Origin of the sequence: Kitasatospora sp. NRRL B-11411 (genome assembly GCF_000721345.1) — a bacterium.
Taxonomy (GTDB): domain Bacteria; phylum Actinomycetota; class Actinomycetes; order Streptomycetales; family Streptomycetaceae; genus Kitasatospora; species Kitasatospora cineracea.
The window spans coordinates 30286-43673 of sequence record NZ_JOGH01000026.1 but is presented as its reverse complement, the minus strand read 5'-3'; the positions used below and the strand labels follow the sequence as shown (position 1 = coordinate 43673).

The window sequence follows — 13388 nt, the reverse complement described above, 5'->3', positions numbered from 1 at the left end:
GCCCGGACCGCTCCGGGAGCCGTCCGAGGCGGGGGGACGAAGGTCAGCCGCGGGTCCAGTCGACGGTCTCGGGCCAGTGCCGGCCGACCCGGCGGACGGCGTAGTCCCAGTACGAGCGGACGGAGAGGTCGGCGTAGATGAAGTCCTGCTTGGCGGCCACGTCCTGCTCGGTGGACCAGACGTACGGGACGCCGGTGCCCTCGGCGGTCAGCTGGAGCCGGCAGGCGCGCTCCAGCACCTGCGCGAAGACGGCGGCGTGCCGCACGCTCTTGCCGACGATCACCCCGCCGTGGTTGCGCAGCAGGACGGCCGGGTGGTCCCCGAGGTCCTTGGCGATGGCGTCACCGGTCCCGATGTCCAGGACCGTGTTGCTGGTCTCGGTGAACAGGCCGATCCGGTCCCGGAAGTACGCGCCGTCGTGGGAGATCGGGCGCATCGGCAGGTCGGTGGCCCCGAACAGCAGGGTGTACGGCGCGTGGCTGTGCACGATGCCGTTGACGTCCGGACGCGCCCGGTAGATCGCCTGGTGCAGCGGCAGCTCCGGGGGTGCCAGCGGCGGGGCGGGCAGCGTGTGGTCGACCGAGCAGCGGACCACGTCGGCGGGGGCGGCCTCGTCGAAGCCGACCAGGGCGCCCTTGATGAAGAACTCGTCGCGGCCGGGTATCCGGGCCGAGATCTGGCCCTGGTTGAAGTCGTCGTGCCCGTCGAGGGAGAGCATCCGGGCACCGACCGCGACCTGGAGGACGAGCCGGCGTTCGGCGGGGCTGAGCGGCCGCCCCTCTGCGGTGGTCATGGCGTGCTCCTTGCTGTCAGGTCGTCGTAGACGGTCCGCATGGTGACCAGGCCGGGCGCGGCGGTGCGGGCCCAGCCGGCGGCGGTCAGCGCGCCCCGGGCCGGTACCGCCCAACTGCCGACGTGGTGGCGCACGTGCAGCGACTCGCTGTCCCAGGTGTGGGTCAACTCGTGTTCGCTGACGGGAAGTCCGGCGCGTTCGTCGGCGATGTCGGCCACCGTCCGGCCGCTCGCCCCGGCCCAGGTCTGCGCCAGGACCAGCGCGGTGGCGCTCGGCCGGTGCGCCTTTCCGATCGGGTGCCTCTCCCGGACGGTGGTGGTGGTCGGGCCGAGCGGGCCCCGGGTGAGGGCGGCGGTGAACTCGGCGATGCGCAGCTGGACGTAGTGGGCGAAGGACAGGTTGGTGGCGCGCACCACCGGCACCACCGCCGCCAGCTCCTCCAGGGACGTCCACTGGGCGTCCGTCAGGTTGGAGACGCAGGCGACCAGCGGCACCCGGTACGCCGTGCAGTACGCGAGGACGTCCGGGTGCGCGCCGGGCGCGCTCGCGTCGACCAGGACGTCGGGCACGGCGTCGGCCTGCCAGCCGTCGCGGCGGGAGGCGGTCAGCGACACCCGCGTGCCGTCGGCCCGGCAGGCCGCCAGCAGGGCCGAGCCGAGCCGCCCGCGACCGACGACGCCCAGGGCGGGGCCGCCGGCCGCGGGCACCTCGTCAGGCATCGGCGCCGACACCGCTGGCGACCACCAGGGCCGCGACGCTGTCGATGGTCTCGTAGTGCTCGGCGCCGACCTCCGGGTCCAGGTAGACGCCGAGGACGTTCTCGATGCTGTCGATCAGGCGCATGTAGGAGAGCGAGGAGAAGCTGACCGCGCTCAACGAGTAACCGGCCTCGGCGAGTTCGCCGGCGGTGAAGCTGCCGTCGCCGGCCGCGACCGCGAGGTCGAGGATCTTGGTACGGAGAGAGCTGTTGTCCATGGTGGGCTCCTGGGCTGGGGAGGGGGTCAGTTGTTCCGGGCTTCGGCGAGCAGCCGCCGCAGGCGCTCGACCGACGGCTTGCCGATCGAGTTCACCGGTATCCGGTCCACCAGGTGGAAGACCGAGGGCACCTTGAAGGAGGGCAGCAGCGCCGCGCAGTGGGCGCGCAGGGACTGCACGGTGGGACCGGCCTCGACGGCCAGGACGGCGGCCAGGACCGGGTCGCCGTGCCGGCCCTCGGCCTCGAAGGCGACGACGTCGAGCACTCCGGCGGCCTTCCGCAGCACCTCGGCGATCTCGATCGGGTCGATCTTGCGTCCGCCCACGTTGACCATCCGCCCGGTGCGGCCGGTGAGGTGGAGCACGCCGTCGAGCAGGTGGCCCTGGTCGCCGGTGCGGTAGCGGCCCTCGTCGTCGACCCGCGCTTCGAAGACCCCGGGGGCGTTGAGGTAGCGGGAGCCCATCGACTCGCTCCGGACCCGGAGCCCCTCCTCGTCCGCGATCACCTCCACACCGGGCAGCGGGGTGCCGAGCCCGGTGCCGGTGCCGTCGGCGGCGAAGGTCAGGGGCCCTGCCTCGGCCACGCCGTAGTAGTTGTGGATCGGCACGCCGGTGAGCCGGGTGAACTCCGCACGGACGCCGTCGCGCAGCGGGGCTCCCGAGGAGATCGCGGCGCGGACGCCGGCGAAGCCCCCGGTGGAGGAGCGCCGCACGATCGACTCGTACAGCGCCGGGAAGGCCACCAGCCGGGTGGCCCCGGTGCTCTCCAGCAGCCGCACGATCCGGGAGGCGGTCGGCAGGCCGCGCGACAGGTGCAGCGAGGCACCGGGCAGGAAGGCGGCGAGCAAGGAGGTGTTGAAGGCCAGGCCGTTGGAGAGCGCGGCCAGGCAGGCGATCCGGTCCTCGGCCGAGAGCCCGGTTCCCGCGACCCAGTTGCGGGCCGCCGCCAGCACGGCCGCGCCGGAGAACTCGATGCAGTTGGGCCGGCCGGTGGAGCCGGAGGTGAAGCGGCAGACCTCGGTGTCGGGCAGCAGCGGTGGGGCGGGGGTGTCGAAGCGGCGCACCCGGCTGACCGTGAGGCCGCCGAACCCGCCCCCCGCGAACCCGACCGCGCCGGTGACCTGTTCGGTGACCTGTTCGGTGACCTGTTCGGTGACCTGCTCGACGTCGGCATCCGGTGCGTGGACCAGCAGGTCGAGTCCGCAGTCCTCGGCGATCCGGGCCAGCTCGAACGGTCCGAAGGCCGAGTCGGCCAGGAAGGGAACCGCGCCGGCGAACAGGGCAGCCAGGTAACCCACCACGTAGTCGGTGGAGTTGGCGGCGTAGAAGCCGATCCGCAGTCGCTCGCCGGCCGCGCCGTGCGGGGCCAGCCGGGCGGCGGCGGCCCGGGCCCGGTCGGCCAGTTCGGCGTAGCTGAGCGAGCTGTCGGCGTCGGTGACCGCGACACGGTCGCCGTGCCGGGCGAGGGCGTCCGCGAAGGCGCCGGGAAGGACGGCGTTCATCGCGGCCTCACCGCTCGTTCTGGGCGTGGGCGGTGGCGAGCCGGTCGAACTTGATGCCGGAGTCGTCCGGACGCCCGAGCAGCAGGACGTAGAGGATCTCGTCGCTGTCCGGCAGCCCGGCCAGCGAGTGCCAGAGCGCCGCGTCGAAGCCGCCGACGCCGGTCACACCGATCCCGGCGCGAGTCGCCCCCAGGTACAGCAACTGCCCCAGGGCGCCGCAGCGGAAGGCGAGTTCGCGCAGGTCCTCGCTGCCGGCGGCCGCCTCGGCGGCGGTGCCGCTGAGCGCGGTTCGCGGCGCGTGCAGCAGGACGACGGCTGCGCTGTCGGCCAGGCTGCGCTGCTGCATGCAGGCGCGGACCACCTCGTCGGTGGACGGCAGCCGGCCGGGTCGCCGGGCACCCTCGCCGGTCAGCAGGTGGACGGCGTTGTGCTCGGGTTCCTCCGCCGACCGCAGGACCAGGGTGGCGCCCATCGGGGAGTCGGCCGGCAGGTCCGTCCGCACCGGCGTGGACAGGGCCGAGACGGCCCGCCAGACGTCGGCCGCGGGGACGGTGCCGGGAGCGAACGCCTTGCTGGAGGCCCGCGCGGCGAGCAGTTCCGGCCAGTCGGACGGATCGCCCAGGCCGTCCTGCGCGCCGGTCGGCCGGCCGCTGTCGGGCAGCTGCGCGAGGGGCGCGGGGGCGTCCGGCGCACGGGTGCTCCCGGGGTGCTCCGCCCGTGCGGAGAGGGAGTCCCAGCAGGTCTCCTCCAGCCAGGACCGCCAGGCCGGCTCGCGCCGCTCCCGGTCGGCCTCGTCGTGCACGGTCCAGCGGGCCCAGGCGTCGTCGGCCTCGGCCGCCGGGACCAGGAGGGCGGAGTGCACCTCCCGGCAGTTCTCGCGGGCCTCCAGCAGGTCCGACAGGGGCGAGCGGGGGAAGCGCAGCCGCAGCGTGCCCGGCGCGCGCCGGCCGGTGGTGGCCAGCAGCAGGTTCCCGGCGGCGTGCCCGGCATCGAGCTGGGTGTACAGGTAGCCGCGGTCGCCGTACTTGCGCATCGACAACCAGGGGCGGGTGAGGGCCACGATCACCGCGCCGCCGTCCGCGGGGATCTCCAGCGTCGAGGCACGCAGCGCTCCGGCGACGTCCCCGGCGGCCAGCCGGGTGCAGGTGCGGCGGTCGGAGTCGACCAGGAAGGCGGTCGGCCGGCCGTTCTCCATCGTGAGGACGGCGAACTCGTACGGGTACACGGCCCCGGCGGACGGTACCGCCCGCGCCCCGTGCGACCCGCGAGAACGCGCGCCCCGGCTGGTCAGCACGCCCTCCTCCAGGAGGGACAGCGCGAGTTTCAGACCCGCGGCCGAGGGCGGTTCGGCGGGCGCTAAGGACGGTGCCGCCGGCAGGGCCATCCGGGCCCACATGTCGGTCTCGAAGTCCGGTGGCGCGTGCTCGGCTCTCCGGGCGATCCGCCGTGCGTGAACCGGTCGTGCGGATTTCGTTTCTGCATTGCTTTGCACGTCTGACGAAACCTCATCCCGTCTGGTGGCACTGCCGACCAGGCATGCGAGAGGGCAGGCGAAAGCCCCGGCCTGTTCAGCAGATGGCATGCGGCGGACACGGGGAAATGTGCAAGGACTTCGATCCGACTGTGCCGCCTGCGCCATTGCAAGCTCCGGCAGCCTGTCCCCCGTGAACGGCCTACGAAGTGGATGAATCACCTGTTCCGCGCCCTGAACCAGCGGCGGCTGACGATCATCCTGGGGCACCCGCGTGAGCGCTGTCAAGGATTGGAGTAGACCACATTCCGGTTGGGCCGGGCTTCCGGCGCGGCTGGTCGAGACCCGCCGGAAGAGGTTCCGCGCATGTCTGACGAACCATCAACTTGCCTGTATGTCGGGATATCTTGCGGGAACTGCCGACATCGGGCACAAGCTCGCCCGCCCCGGCCCGCCGGTCGGCGTTCCGGCCCGCACGGGCCGGGACACCCGCCCGGGGGCGACTTGACAGCTCGCGTGTACGCGGCGCGGCCCGGGTGCCGGTCGGGCCGCCGACCGGCGGGCCGGGGCGGTCCCGGTCCGGAACGGAATACGGAAGGAAATCTCCGTTAGATCTCCCGGGAAATCTCCCGGAGAATCACCCGGGAAAGCTCACCGGCCCGAGCTGGCGGCCCGATTCGGTGGCCCATGAAAATCGCCGACGGTGGGTCGGTGGAGAATCGGCTGGGCCGTTTCCTGATCGCCGGTGATTGGTTTCCGGCCCTCGCCGGTGAGTCGCTGTTCGAAGCAGTGGGCACATCCGCTCCGAGACATTTCCGGCGCCCGCCGGGGAGGGGGCGGCGGCCCGGCCGCCGGCGTCAGCCGAGGTGGCCGAGGCGGCCGAGGCGGCCGAGGGGGAGCTGGGGCCGGCCGTCGGCGAGGCCCAGGACGGTGCGGGCGCCGAGCGGGCGGGAGAGGCGGAACTCGACCGGCGTGGAGCGCGCGGCGGCGTCGCAGGCCCGGGCGGGAGCGCGGTCGACGCGGCCGATCAGGACGACCGCCAGGTCGGTCTCGTGGACCTCGCCGGGGCGGACGGTGTCGCAACTGCCGTACGAGACCACGGCGGTGACGACCAGGCCGTCGGCGGAGACCGAGTCGAGCACGGTGGAGGAGCCGTCGAAGGTGTTCGCGGTGGGGCCGGCGGCCGGGGCCTGGGAGAGGACGGCGGGGTAGCGGAACGGCCGGTCGTAGCCGGAGAGGGTGAACTCCCAGACCGGGACGGTGGCTTGCCCGCGGGAGGTGGCCACGGTGGTGGTGCCGGGCCGGACGGCGGTGACGGTCAGCCGGCTGTCGCAGTGGGTGGCGCAGACGTCGCTCCGGGCGGTCAGCCGGGCGAAGACCTCCTTCGCGGAGCGCTGCGGCAGGGTCAGCCGGGAGCCGTCCGCGAACCGCACCTCGGCGGTGCCGGAGACGGACACCGGCAGCGTGGTTCCCAGGTCGAGATGCCCGGAGAGGTAGGCGGCCTTGTCCGCGCCACTGCGGAACGCCCCCGCCGGCATCCACTCGGTGGTGTCCTCGACCGGGAAGTAACCGTGCTCCCAAGCCTGTTGGGCGGCCGACCCGGGCCAGGCCGCCGTCACCTCGGCCGCCCGCCGCGCCGCGTCCCCGGTCGCGGCGCGCACCTCCGGCCCGGCCGTGACCAGGCTCGGCCCGGCCGTGACCGGGCTCGGCCCGACCGCCGTGCTCTGCGGGCCGGGTTCGCTCGCACACCCGCCCACCAGCAGCAGCAGCGCCATCGCCGCCGTCGCGACTCGTCCACGCATCTCGCGATCCCCTCAACGCCCCTGTGCGGGTCGTGAGTCGGACGGTCCTCCCGGCGGTTCGGTTCCGGGGGCTCGGAGCGGCAGCGGGTGGTCGGCGTCGGGCAGCCGGACCGGCCCGCAGCAGCAGCGCGGGCACGACCGCCCGGAGTGATCTCCAGGGGTCGTGCCCGCGCGGCCGTCCGATCGAGCTCGGCGGCGGCTGTCGCCGGTCGGGGTCGGAAGTCGGGGTCAGAAGACCGGGACGCCGGCCCGGACCAGGCGCCAGCCGCCGTTGGCGCCGCCGGAGAAGTCGGCCGGGTCGATGACGCCCTTGGCCTTGACCCAGGCGATCATCGTGTTGCGGATCTCGTCGGAGTTGGCCCACACCTGCTGGGCGGCCGCGACGTGCGGGAAGTTGCCGCCGCCGTTGGCGCGGTAGTTGTTGACGGCGAGGACGAACTGCGCGGCCGGGTCGACCGCCGCGCCCTGGTACGACAGGTTGACGATGCGGCTGCCGACCGGCTGCGCGATGTCGATGTCGTAGGACAGGCCGTAGAGCGAGTCGTAGTTGTAGTCGGGGGTGTTGTTGGCCTGGTTGGTCAGGGTGTCCCGGTCGATCGGCGCGCCGGGGGCGACCTGGGCGTAGTACTTGGCGGAGTACTCCAGGTAGTCCTTGAGCTGGGCGCCGGTCAGGATCCGGGCTTCCAGGGTGTTCTCGTAGATGTACAGGCCGGCCGCGTCGCGCAGCTTGACCTCGCCGGCCGGGATGACCGCGGTGCGGTTGAACGGCGCGGCCTGGGCGAGCACCGGCAGCGCGGCGTACTGGCCGCCGGCCAGCGCGGCGCGGACGGCGTCGGCCTGGACCCGGCCGATCAGGTCGATGATCGGGGTGTCCCGGAACCGGGACTCGGCGATGGAGAGGCTCTCCTTGCAGGTGCCGATGACCTGGTTGACGTAGGCGACGACCTTCTGGTGCTGGTCCTTGACCAGCTTGACGATCTTCGGGTCCTCGGTGACGGTGTTGGAGTTCAGCAGCCGGGCGCTGACGCCGGTGACGGTCCAGTGGCCGCGGGAGAACTCGACCTCGAAGTCGAAGCAGGTCAGCCGCTCGCCCCAGAGCGCGGGCTCGGAGAGCACGACGTTCTTGCCGGTCTGCTGGTTGACCACGATCCGCTGCGGGATCTCCTTGTGGGCGTGGCCGACCAGGATGGCGTCCACGCCGGGGACGGTCGCGGCGATCTCGGCGCCCGCGTTCTCCGAGAAGGGCAGCTGGTCGCCCCAGGAGGAGGCGCCGTCCACGCCGGTGTGGGCGGTGATCACGACCACGTCGGCGCCGGCCGCGCGGACCTTGGGGACCCACTTGGCGGCGATCTCGGGGATGCCCGGGAAGGCCAGCTTGCCCTGCACGTTGGCCTTGTCCCAGATGGCGATGCCGGGGTTGGTCAGGCCGAGGATGCCGACCCGGACGGGGCGGCCGTGGCCGAGGTGCAGCTCGCGGATGACGTACGGCGGGAAGGCGGGCTTCTCGCTCTTGGGGTCGACCGCGTTGGCGCCGAGCAGCGGGAACTCCAGCTGGTCCTGGTAGGCGCGCAGCAGCGGGATGCCGTAGTTGAACTCGTGGTTGCCGAGCGCGGCGGCGTCGTAGCCGATGGCGTTCATGGCGGTGGCCATCGGGTGGCGCGGGGCCTTCTTGCCGGTGATCGGCTCGATCCGGGCGAAGTAGTAGGAGAGCTGGGTGCCCTGGATGGTGTCGCCGGCGTCGATCAGCAGGGTGCGGCCGCGGCCCTTCTCCTGCCGGACCTGCTCGACCAGGGTGGAGATCTTGGCGAGGCCGACGTCGTTGTGGGCGTTGTCGTCGTACTCGGAGTCGGTGAAGTACTCCCAGTTGAGGACGTGGCCGTGCAGGTCGGTGGTGCCCATCACGGTGAAGGCGCCCTTGAACGGGACGGGGCCCCTGCCGTGGGACTCGTCCCGGTCGTGGTCCGCGGCGGCGGCGGGGGTGGCCGCGGCGGCGGACAGGCCGCCGACCAGGGCGGCACCGGCCGCGGTGGCGGCGGAGCGGGTGACGAAGTCACGGCGGTTGAGGGACATCGAGGACTCCAAGTCGGGCGGTACGGGCGGTCAGCCGGCGTCCGGGGCGGGGCAGGTGACACCCCGCCACCCGTGGTGACGCGCGTAGAAAACGCGACTGGCAGTCTGCCGGTTTCCGGCCCCCGAGGCCAGACCCATTCGCCATCCAACAGGTGAGATCCGGGTGACCCCCGGGTGGCGCGCCCGCCCGCGACAGGCCCGTCCCGGGGCCGCCGGACGCCCGCACGGCGCCCGCCGGGCGAACTGCCGTGCGTCAACCCGGGCGGCGGGCCCTCACTCCGCGCGCCACCGCCCGCGCGGTGCAGGTCCGTTCACCAAATCTTTTGCCAACTGCCATGGGAGGACTGGCCGGAACCGCGCTGTTACGACCCGGTAATGCCTAGGCTCTGCTGTATGCGCCGAGCAAAAATCGTTTGTACTCTCGGGCCTGCCGCGGACTCGTACGACCAGATCAAGGCCCTGGTCGACGCCGGCATGGACATCGCCCGACTGAACCTCAGCCACGGCTCCCACGCGGAGCACGAGGAGCGTTACCACCGGGTCCGCAAGGCCTCGGACGAGTCGGGCCGCAGCGTCGGGGTGCTGGCCGACCTCCAGGGCCCGAAGATCCGCCTCGCCACCTTCGCCGACGGGCCGGTCCTGCTGGAGCGCGGGGACGAGTTCACCATCACCGTCGACGACGTCCCCGGGGACCGGGAGATCTGCGGCACCACGTACAAGGGCCTGGCCGCGGACGTCTCGCGCGGCGAGCGGATCCTGGTCGACGACGGCCGGGTCTGCCTGGAGGTCACCCACGTCGAGGGCCCCCGGGTGCACTGCATCGTGATCGAGGGCGGACTGGTCTCCGACCACAAGGGCCTCAACCTCCCCGGTGTCGCCGTCTCGGTGCCCGCGCTCTCCGACAAGGACGTCGAAGACCTGCGCTGGGCCCTGCGGACCGGGGCCGACGTCATCGCGCTGTCGTTCGTGCGCAGCGGGAAGGACGTCGAGGCGGTGCACCGGATCATGGCCGAGGAGGGCCGCCGGATCCCGGTCATCGCCAAGATCGAGAAGCCGCAGGCGGTGGAGAACCTCGAGTCCATCGTGGACGCCTTCGACGGCATCATGGTGGCCCGCGGCGACCTGGGCGTCGAACTCCCGCTGGAGCAGGTGCCGATCGTCCAGAAGCGCGCGGTCAAGCTGGCCAAGCGCAACGCCAAGCCGGTGATCGTCGCCACCCAGATGCTGGACTCGATGATCAACGCCTCCCGGCCGACCCGCGCCGAGGCGTCCGACGTGGCCAACGCGGTGCTGGACGGCACCGACGCGGTGATGCTCTCCGGCGAGACCTCGGTCGGCAAGTACCCGGTCGAGACGGTCAAGACGATGGCCCGGATCGTCGAGGCCGCCGAGCAGGACGTCCTCGCGGCCGGCCTGCCCGAGCTCACCCCCAGCAGTAAGCCCCGCACCCAGGGCGGCGCGGTGGCCCGGGCGGCCGCCGAGATCGGCGACTTCCTGGACGCCAAGTACCTGATCGCGTTCACCCGGAGCGGCGACACCGCCCGCCGGCTGACCCGCTACCGCTCGCCGATCCCGGTCCTGGCGTTCACCTGCGAGCCCGCCGTGCGCAGCCAGTTGGCGCTCACCTGGGGCGTGGAGACCTTCCTCGGCCCGTTCGTCACCACCACCGACGAACTGGTCGCCCAGGTCGACTCCGCGCTGCTGAGCCTGGGCCGCTGCAAGCCCGGCGACGTCGTGATCATCACGGCCGGCTCCCCGCCCGGCCTGGCCGGATCGACCAACCTGGTGCGGGTGCACCACGTCGGCGAACCGGCCAACTGACCCTGCGGCCGGGGCCGTTCCGTCCGCTCCGGACGGGGCGGCCCCGGCCGTCGCGTGACGTCCCGTCAGTCACCCGCCGCACCACCGCCACCGCTGTGGGTAGCATGCCTCGGGCGGGCCCCCGGGGTCGGGCCCGCGCCGCGAACGGGGGGTTGGAACCGCTTGATACGCCGCCGCACCGCTGCGCTCTGCGCCGCGGCCGTGCTCACCGCCGGCTGCACCCCCTACGGCGCGGACACCCTGCAGGCGGTGGCCTCCGCGAGCCCGGTGCGGCCGGTGGCCCGGAGCGTGGCGGTGGACCGGACGGCGTGGTGGGGCGGCAGCTCCTACCGGCTCACCGGGGTGACCGCGACCGCGCAGCCCGACGGCCGCACCGAGGTCGAACTGGTCCTGGGCGTCGTGGTCGAGTCGCCGGTGCCCGCCGCCTCCGCGCTGCCCCGGGTGGCGCTGGAGCAGGAGGGCGTCGCGGTCAGCGGCCCGCTGGAGGTCCAGCCGCCGCCGTTCGGCCGGGCCTCGCTGACCGTCACCGTGCAGGACGTCGGCCCGCCCGGGCAGCTGCTCGACCCGAACCGGCTCGCCCTGGTGCTGGCCGCCCCCGGGGCCGCCCGCGCGGTGCTCCCGATCGGGGCCCGCTCCGGGCAGGACCCGGTGGACCTCCGGCCGACCGTGCTGCACCCCTCCGCCGACACCGTGCGCGCCGGCCGCTACCGGCTGGTGCTGTCCTCGGCCCGGCTGCGCGAGGACTGCACCGGCAACCCGGTGCCGGCCCGGGCCGTGCCGCTCGGCACCACGCCCTTCGTGCCCCGCTCGCTGCGCGCCCTGAAGCCCGGTCAGCACAGCGTGGAGGTCCTGTTCGAGGCCCCGGCCGGCACCACCCCCGAGCAGTTGGTGCTGCACCTGACGCTCCCGGACGGCCGCCGGCTCGCCCCGAGCACCCCGGTCGACGCCACCGCCCACCCGGGCCGGCCGGACACCGTCAGCCTGGCGGCCTGGTTCGACTTCTACGGCGACACCGCCGGCACATACACCCTGGAGGCCGCGGACGCGCAGCAGCCGGACGAGCCGACGGTGCTCACGCTGGTGGCGCGGTGAGGGCGTCGGGCAGCGCGACGGCTCCGAGGCGGCGCGGCCTCGGTCGGCACGTACCCGGTCGAGACGGTCAGGACCGTGGCCCGCACCGTCAGTCCTTCGGGCCGACGTGCGCGTCCAGTAGTTCCACGGCAGCCCGGCGGGCGATCGAGACGTTCACCGCTCCGGACGCCCGCCGGTTCGACCTCCACGGCACGCCGACGGCATCAAGGGCGTCGGTGAACAGCCGCACGATGTCGGGCGAGGTGTTGGTGAAGAGGTACCGCGGGTACGCATGGTGCCGGACCTCGCCGCGTACCGTCCGGGTCGCCCGGTTGGTGATCCGGCAGCCGTCGGAGTGGATCAGCCCGCGCAGCAGCTCCCAGGGGTGGCGGTCGGTCAACTCCCGCTGCCAGGGCTCGAGGACGATGGGGCGTTCGTGCTTCTTCCCGGGACCGTGCTGGGGGAAGTGACAGACCAGGTGGGTCGAGTAGACCTTGACGTCGTGGCAGCCGGTACGGCGAACCCGGCAGGGTCGGTTGTGGGGCAGCACCACGCGCATGGTCCGCTCGACGGAGTCCGTCACCCCGGGCCACTTGTCGTCGCAGGTGATCGAGAGAGCCGGGCTGCGGTGCTGCGCGGGGTGCGTGATGTGGCCGTCCCCGAGGTAGAGGCCGAGGAGGTAGCAGTAGGCGGGGCCGTCGAGGGGATCGCCGAAACAGTGAGGGCAGGTCGACCGCTTCCGGCCGGGGAGCATGCCCCGTCCGGCGAGGTCGCGGTGTTTCCACCACGCGACCGTGCCGCTCGGCACGCACAGCCTCCGGGCGACGTCGGCGTTCGAGACCCCCTGTCGCAGCAGGTGGGTCGCCTGGTCCCGGATCGATCGTTCAACCATGGCGGCAGCTTCGCCGGTAGTGGACCCGCGAGGGGCTGACTCGCCGGACTTCACCCCAAGAGGTGAGCCGTGGGCAGTCCTGCCCTTCGAGTGGAAAGTAATCGTGAGTGCCGGGTGCGGGATTCGAACCCGCAAGCCCTCTCGGGCAGATGTGTTTGAGACATCCGTGTATGCCGTTCCACCAACCCGGCAGGGGTGGGTGGCAGAAGGATACCCTGTGCGCGCTCCCGGTTGCAGCTGGGTAGGCTCATGCATGCAGCACCCCGCCGGACCGAGGAGCCCCGTGAGCACCGCCGACGAGCAGGCCCAGCCGCTTGACACCGACTCGCCCCAGATCACCCGAATCGTCATCGCCGAGGACGAGGCACTGATCCGCCTCGACCTCAAGGAGATGCTGGAGGAGGAGGGCTACACCGTCGTCGGTGAGGCCGGTGACGGCGAGACGGCGGTCAAACTGGTCGAGGAGCTCAAGCCCGACCTGGCCATCCTGGACGTGAAGATGCCCGTCCTGGACGGCCTCTCGGCCGCCGAGCGGATCCACGAGCAGCACCTCGCCCCGGTGCTGATGCTCACCGCGTTCTCCCAGCGCGAGCTGGTCGACCGGGCCCGGGACGCCGGTGCGATGGCCTACATCGTCAAGCCGTTCAGCAAGAGCGACCTGGTGCCCGCGATCGAGATGGCGGTCTCCCGCTACACCGAGATGCGCACCCTGGAGCAGGAGATCGCGGACCTCTCGCAGCGGCTGGAGACCCGCAAGCTGGTCGACCGCGCCAAGAGCGTGCTGCAGACCAAGTTCGGCCTGAACGAGCCCGCCGCGTTCCGCTGGATCCAGAAGACCTCGATGGACCGCCGGATGACCATGGCCGCCGTCGCCGAGGCCGTGATCGAGGAGGGCGCCGCCCAGGACCGCAAGAAGGCCGACACCGCCGAGGGCTGAGCCGGCCCCGCACGCGAAGGAGCGCCCCCGCCCGGACACCGGTCCGGACGGGGG

11 protein-coding genes and 1 tRNA gene are annotated in these 13388 nt (G+C 73.0%); 3 read left to right on the top strand and 9 right to left on the bottom strand.

Annotated features, from left to right (window positions below):
• Positions 1-43: 43 nt before the first annotated feature.
• The 7 genes from IH44_RS0115245 to IH44_RS0115215 all read right to left on the bottom strand — a co-directional run bounded on the left by IH44_RS0115245 (position 44) and on the right by IH44_RS0115215 (position 8613).
• Entirely contained in the window at positions 44-793 is a 750-nt protein-coding gene (locus IH44_RS0115245; protein WP_030460086.1) for a class II aldolase/adducin family protein, read from the bottom strand.
• The gene (locus tag IH44_RS0115240) at positions 790-1512 is read right to left on the bottom strand and encodes a dihydrodipicolinate reductase C-terminal domain-containing protein (RefSeq protein ID WP_157852328.1); all 723 of its coding nucleotides are present in this window, start codon (positions 1510-1512) and stop codon (positions 790-792) included. Before IH44_RS0115240 ends, IH44_RS0115245 begins: the two co-directional genes overlap by 4 nt.
• Positions 1505-1768, bottom strand: coding sequence for a hypothetical protein (locus tag IH44_RS0115235; protein ID WP_030460084.1), 264 nt, complete (start codon positions 1766-1768; stop codon positions 1505-1507). The genes IH44_RS0115240 and IH44_RS0115235 overlap by 8 nt, the downstream gene beginning before the upstream one ends.
• 26 nt (positions 1769-1794) lie before the next feature.
• Positions 1795-3270, bottom strand: a complete 1476-nt coding sequence (locus tag IH44_RS0115230; protein WP_030460083.1) for a class I adenylate-forming enzyme family protein — start codon at positions 3268-3270, stop codon at positions 1795-1797.
• Positions 3271-3277: 7 nt separating this feature from the next.
• A complete protein-coding gene (locus tag IH44_RS0115225; RefSeq protein WP_327059453.1) occupies positions 3278-4654 on the bottom strand; it encodes a nitroreductase family protein in 1377 nt (458 codons plus the stop codon).
• Between the two features lie 944 nt (positions 4655-5598).
• Positions 5599-6543 carry a hypothetical protein gene (locus tag IH44_RS0115220; protein ID WP_157852326.1) on the bottom strand — a complete coding sequence of 315 codons (945 nt, stop codon included), beginning with the start codon at positions 6541-6543 and terminating at the stop codon, positions 5599-5601.
• Between the two features lie 228 nt (positions 6544-6771).
• Positions 6772-8613, bottom strand: a complete 1842-nt coding sequence (locus IH44_RS0115215; RefSeq protein ID WP_030460080.1) for a bifunctional UDP-sugar hydrolase/5'-nucleotidase — start codon at positions 8611-8613, stop codon at positions 6772-6774.
• 393 nt (positions 8614-9006) lie between these two features.
• Between IH44_RS0115215 and pyk the strand changes: the two genes are divergently transcribed.
• Together pyk and IH44_RS0115205 are read left to right on the top strand one after the other, a co-directional pair.
• Entirely contained in the window at positions 9007-10434 is a 1428-nt protein-coding gene (gene pyk, locus IH44_RS0115210) for a pyruvate kinase (RefSeq protein WP_030460079.1), read from the top strand.
• Between the two features lie 162 nt (positions 10435-10596).
• The gene (locus IH44_RS0115205; RefSeq protein WP_030460078.1) at positions 10597-11526 is read left to right on the top strand and encodes a hypothetical protein; all 930 of its coding nucleotides are present in this window, start codon (positions 10597-10599) and stop codon (positions 11524-11526) included.
• Between the two features lie 88 nt (positions 11527-11614).
• Here IH44_RS0115205 and IH44_RS0115200 read toward each other — a convergent pair whose 3' ends face one another.
• Entirely contained in the window at positions 11615-12397 is a 783-nt protein-coding gene (locus tag IH44_RS0115200; protein ID WP_030460077.1) for a hypothetical protein, read from the bottom strand.
• A gap of 108 nt (positions 12398-12505) precedes the next feature.
• Positions 12506-12588 (bottom strand) — tRNA-Leu (locus tag IH44_RS0115195).
• A gap of 62 nt (positions 12589-12650) precedes the next feature.
• Here IH44_RS0115195 and IH44_RS0115190 point away from each other — a divergent pair.
• Positions 12651-13334 (top strand): ANTAR domain-containing response regulator, encoded by a 684-nt coding sequence (locus tag IH44_RS0115190; RefSeq protein ID WP_369794951.1) that lies wholly within the window; start codon positions 12651-12653, stop codon positions 13332-13334.
• The last annotated feature ends 54 nt before the right edge of the window (positions 13335-13388 follow it).

Excerpts from the sequence above, each read along its gene's own strand:
- IH44_RS0115245 (WP_030460086.1), bottom strand. The coding sequence starts at position 793 with ATGACCACCGCAGAGGGGCGGCCGCTCAGCCCCGCCGAACGCCGGCTC.
- IH44_RS0115240 (WP_157852328.1), bottom strand. The coding sequence starts at position 1,512 with ATGCCTGACGAGGTGCCCGCGGCCGGCGGCCCCGCCCTGGGCGTCGTC.
- IH44_RS0115235 (WP_030460084.1), bottom strand. The coding sequence starts at position 1,768 with ATGGACAACAGCTCTCTCCGTACCAAGATCCTCGACCTCGCGGTCGCG.
- IH44_RS0115230 (WP_030460083.1), bottom strand. The coding sequence starts at position 3,270 with ATGAACGCCGTCCTTCCCGGCGCCTTCGCGGACGCCCTCGCCCGGCAC.
- IH44_RS0115225 (WP_327059453.1), bottom strand. The coding sequence starts at position 4,654 with ATGGCCCTGCCGGCGGCACCGTCCTTAGCGCCCGCCGAACCGCCCTCG.
- IH44_RS0115220 (WP_157852326.1), bottom strand. The coding sequence starts at position 6,543 with ATGCGTGGACGAGTCGCGACGGCGGCGATGGCGCTGCTGCTGCTGGTG.
- IH44_RS0115215 (WP_030460080.1), bottom strand. The coding sequence starts at position 8,613 with ATGTCCCTCAACCGCCGTGACTTCGTCACCCGCTCCGCCGCCACCGCG.
- pyk (WP_030460079.1), top strand. The coding sequence starts at position 9,007 with ATGCGCCGAGCAAAAATCGTTTGTACTCTCGGGCCTGCCGCGGACTCG.
- IH44_RS0115200 (WP_030460077.1), bottom strand. The coding sequence starts at position 12,397 with ATGGTTGAACGATCGATCCGGGACCAGGCGACCCACCTGCTGCGACAG.
- IH44_RS0115190 (WP_369794951.1), top strand. The coding sequence starts at position 12,651 with ATGCAGCACCCCGCCGGACCGAGGAGCCCCGTGAGCACCGCCGACGAG.